The sequence below is a fragment of the Corallococcus sp. 4LFB genome, assembly GCF_046520365.1.
In the GTDB taxonomy this organism is placed as follows: Bacteria; Myxococcota; Myxococcia; order Myxococcales; family Myxococcaceae; genus Corallococcus; species Corallococcus caeni.
In genome coordinates, this window is sequence record NZ_JBKGHJ010000803.1 from 1 (window position 1) to 2,484 (window position 2,484).

A 2,484-nucleotide genomic window follows, 5' to 3' on the forward strand; every position below is an offset into this window, starting at 1 on the left:
GGGGACTCGTCAGCGGGGGCGCTCCGGGTGGTCGCGACGGCCTGGGGGCGGAGCTCGCTGCGCGTCACGCCCTGCGCCGGCTCCATGGAGGAGCACGCGCTCACGAGGCTTGCGCAGAGGAGGGCACCACTGACGAAGGACGCGCGGCGCTTCGAGAAGAACGGGGACATGGGGCGGCTCCGGGACGACGGGAGGAGGTCAGCGTGCCCCTGGAAACGGCCGACCTCCGGAATGGGTTTATCCAGTGAATTTTTCCCGGCCCCGCCCGTGGCCCGCGCTTGCGTGGGGGGACCCCTTTTGCGACGGTCCGCGCCCATGGAGACGACACGACCGTTCCGGATTCTGGGCATCCAGCAGATCGCCATCGGAGGGCTGGACAAGGGCGCCCTGCGCAAGCTGTGGGTGGACACGCTAGGCCTGACGGCCCATGGCACCTACCGCAGCGAGAAGGAGAACGTGGACGAGGACATCGTCGTGGCGGGCGCGGGCCCCTTCAAGGTGGAGGTGGACTTGATGCAGCCCGTCAACCCTGACGGCCGTCCGAAGGTGCACGACCCCGCGCTCAACCACGTGGGCCTGTGGGTGGATGACCTGGCGGTGGCCGTCAAGTGGCTGGAGGGGCAGGGCATGCGCTTCACGCCCGGCGGCATCCGCAAGGGCGCGGCGGGCTTCGACGTCTGCTTCATCCACCCGAAGGCGAGTGATCAGTTCCCGCTGAGCGGCGAGGGCGTGCTGATTGAACTGGTGCAGGCCCCGCCGGAGCTCATCCGCGCCTTCGAGCAGGCCGCAGCCAGCGCGGCGCACTGAGCAGCCACCGGCCCGCGCGCGTGAAGGCCTTCTTCACTACGCGCTCCACCGGATCCCACGCGAGGCACAGCACGAACGTGCACGCGATGAGCAGCGCGAGCAGGCCCGCGTACTTCAGCCACCCGCTGGAGTCGCCCCACAGCTTCTGGAACGAGAAGACGCCGAAGACGCGGTAGTACAGCAGCATCTCGTGGAAGAAGTACGCGGACAGCGACGCGGTGCCGAACACCTCCAGGAAGCGGCGCGCGCGTGACGGCTTCGCGTCCGGCGCCATCCGGGACTCCACCCAGAGCATCACCAGCAGCACCGCGCAGACCCACATGAAGCGGGTGGCGGAGTTGGACGGGTTGGTGACGAAGAAGCGGTGCGGCGGGTAGAGGTCGTTGAGCACGCGCGGCATCAGCGTGCCCACGAGCCCCAGCGCGATGAGGAAGCCCAGGGCCCGCGCCAGCCCCTTGCGGCCCCACGCGCCCGCGATGCAGCCCGCGAAGGCGCCCAGCCACGCGAAGCCGATCCACGGCACCAGCGGGAAGGGGGCCCAGGAGGACTTGCGCAGGAACGACGCCCAGGGCTCGCCCGCGGAGTCGCTGAAGGGCGCCAGCGCGAACGCCACCATCGCCAGGGCGAACGCGGTGCCCGCGAGCACGCGCGGGCGTGAGGCCAGCAGCGCGGCCAGGGGCAGGGTGATGATCAGGCACAGGCCCACGCAGTGGAGGATGTCCAGGCGCAGCAGCCACACGGGCTCGGTGCGGATGGGGAACCAGACGGCGTTGACGAGCGCCGCGACCGCGAACACCTCCGCGATGCGGCGCAGGTTGCGGGCACGCGCGCGTGCAGCACGCCCGCGGCGCGCTGCGCACCATGAGGAGCGCCAGCGCGAACCCGGCGGAGAAGATGAACGCGGGGGCCACCAGCCCGTCGACCTTGAGCAGCCGGCCGGTCCACTCGCTCTTGCGCAGCTCGGGGGTGAGCAGCACGAGCGAATGGGTCTGGATCATCACGAGGACGGAGAGGCCGCGCAGCCAGTCGATGGCGCGCACGCGCTCGCGGGAGACGGGGGCGGCGGGGGGCAGGGTGCTCACGGGGGGCGCTACCCTACGTCGGTCCCGCGGGCGGTTGCACGCGCCCGCGGGACCGGGAACTGCTTGACCTACCAGATGACGGCGTCGAGGTACGCCGTCCCCTTCCACGTGCCCGTCGTCTGGAACTCCACGCCCAGCTGGTACAGCGGGGAGGTGGAGCCGGCGGGCAGCTTCACGGTGATGTTGTTCCAGGCGCCGGCCTTGAGGCTGCCGACGGCGATCCAGTTGCCCGTCCAGCGCCAGTTCGCGGCCGCGCCCTCCAGGGCGTAGGGCTGGACGCCGGTGATCTTGCTGCTGGTGGGCAGCCAGAACCGGAACGTCACCGTCTTGCCGGAGTAGACGGCCGCGTTGGCCACGGCCACCGTGCCCTTGCCGGACGTGCCGTTGAAGGGCACGGCCAGCGAACGGGCGCCCGCGTAGGCCTTGGACGTGGTGGTGCTCACGGACGACAGGGCGGCGCCGCTCGCGCTCCAGCCCTGCGTGCTGGACTCGAAGCCGTACTTCGAGGTGTCGCCCGGAGTGCCCGCGTCGGGGGACCCGGTGCCCGCATCCGTGCCGGCATCCGGCCGCGTCCCGCCGTCCACGCCACCGTCGG

3 protein-coding genes and 1 pseudogene are annotated in these 2,484 nt (G+C 71.3%); 1 reads left to right on the forward strand and 3 read right to left on the reverse strand.

Annotation, left to right across the window (positions count from 1 at the left end):
- The first annotated feature begins 315 nt into the window (after positions 1 to 315).
- A complete protein-coding gene (locus tag ACLEQD_RS41325; RefSeq protein WP_128797513.1) occupies positions 316 to 807 on the forward strand; it encodes a VOC family protein in 492 nt (163 codons plus the stop codon).
- Here the strand turns inward: ACLEQD_RS41325 and ACLEQD_RS41330 are convergent.
- The 3 genes and pseudogenes from ACLEQD_RS41330 to ACLEQD_RS41340 all read right to left on the reverse strand — a co-directional run.
- On the reverse strand, positions 764 to 1,603 hold the full coding sequence (locus tag ACLEQD_RS41330) for a heparan-alpha-glucosaminide N-acetyltransferase domain-containing protein (protein WP_410391404.1): 840 nt from the start codon (positions 1,601 to 1,603) through the stop codon (positions 764 to 766). The genes ACLEQD_RS41325 and ACLEQD_RS41330 overlap by 44 nt on opposite strands.
- Before the next feature lie 112 nt (positions 1,604 to 1,715).
- Positions 1,716 to 1,805 (reverse strand): annotated as a pseudogene (locus ACLEQD_RS41335) (hypothetical protein); the annotation flags it as partial.
- 152 nt (positions 1,806 to 1,957) lie between these two features.
- Positions 1,958 to 2,484 (reverse strand): carbohydrate binding domain-containing protein (locus tag ACLEQD_RS41340; protein ID WP_410391405.1); only part of this gene is annotated, 527 nt, incomplete at its 5' end.